The sequence below is a fragment of the Halomonas sp. CSM-2 genome (assembly GCF_002119345.1).
GTDB lineage: Bacteria > Pseudomonadota > Gammaproteobacteria > Pseudomonadales > Halomonadaceae > Vreelandella > Vreelandella janggokensis.
In genome coordinates this window covers 1-1178 of record NZ_NBYR01000055.1, presented here as the reverse complement: position 1 = coordinate 1178, position 1178 = coordinate 1, and the positions used below count along the sequence as shown (strand labels likewise).

Genomic DNA, 1178 nt, shown 5'->3' with positions numbered 1-1178 from the left:
GCGTGGCTGGTGAGGGTGCGGCAACTGGCGCGGAACTTTATGTTGGGCATGGCACTGTCTGGGTGAATGGCGATAATGGCTATATTGCCATGCAGGTCAGTGGGTTAGAAGTGCTTCCGGGGGCCGGTCTCACGGATTCAGGAATAAGGCATACTCCCGTCGGCCCAACTTTACGTCTTTACCCCGCCAACTCACCACATGACGAGCCTCATCAATACTCAGCGCCCCCAGCGTCAATATCTGCGAGGCCCGCCCCTCAGCGCGTCGCATTACGACACGCAAACGGGCGAGCAGCTCCTGCAAATTGAAAGGCTTGAGCACATAGTCATCTGCCCCGGCATCTAAACCACCAATACGGTCTTCCATCGCATCGCGGGCGGTCAAAATCAGAATAGGTAGGATGGATTGCTGACGGAGTAACTGGAGCACCTGCATGCCGTCCATATCAGGCAGGCCAAGATCCAGGATGATCACACTGAAAGTCTCGCTTCCGATAGCGCGGATGGCCTCGCGGCCAAGCATAAACCAATCGACCGTGTACCCCTCGCGTTCCAGCGCCGTTTTAATCCCATCCCCAAGCAAGGGATCATCTTCTATTAGCAGTGCACGCATGCTGCTCCCCCAATCCACGAACCGCTATCTTCGCTACCAAAACTTAAGCTTTTCTTAAATACGGCAACTTATACCCCACAAAGCATACGTATCTGAATTCAACCAGTAAGCCAGCCCCCTTTTTTTGCAAACCTCTTATGCAGCTTAACTCTTCTTTAAGTTATTTAGGCTCAAGCTGCCTCTTTCGCCATGGGCAAGGCCAAAGTATCGCCTTCAATGGTAGTCATTTTGAATCTTCCTTGTCGCTGCCGCGGGCAGACCATTGTCTATTAACTGAACAGAGCGCAATAGCATGCACTTACTAACACTTATTAGATCAAACTATTATTTAAAAATAATGGCCCGTTTTTTAGAAAAAAGAATGAAGCGATATTTGCTGGGAGCCATGCGGCACATCCTCAAACAGCCTGCACCAGAAACCATTGTGAATCGCCCCTGGTTTTGTAGACACCTCCAGGCCTTATACTGAAGGCACCTAGGAGGACGCATGAGCCGAGTACGATACACCGAAGAATTCAAGATCGAAGCCGTTAAACAGGTGGTAAACCGAGGTCACCGTGTTGCTG

The 1178-nt window shown here is 50.8% G+C and carries 2 protein-coding genes; one reads left to right on the top strand and one right to left on the bottom strand.

Features of this window, described 5'->3' with window-relative positions; translation table 11 throughout:
* Window positions 1–129: 129 nt before the first annotated feature.
* Complete coding sequence (locus B7L15_RS19290) at window positions 130–612, bottom strand: response regulator (RefSeq protein ID WP_254902996.1); 483 nt, start codon at window positions 610–612, stop codon at window positions 130–132.
* Between the two features lie 487 nt (window positions 613–1099).
* Here B7L15_RS19290 and B7L15_RS20060 point away from each other — a divergent pair.
* Window positions 1100–1178 (top strand): transposase (locus B7L15_RS20060; protein ID WP_369596878.1); only part of this gene is annotated, 79 nt, incomplete at its 3' end.

Coding starts and splice junctions, on each gene's coding strand:
- B7L15_RS19290 (WP_254902996.1), bottom strand. CDS start 612: ATGCGTGCACTGCTAATAGAAGATGATCCCTTGCTTGGGGATGGGATT.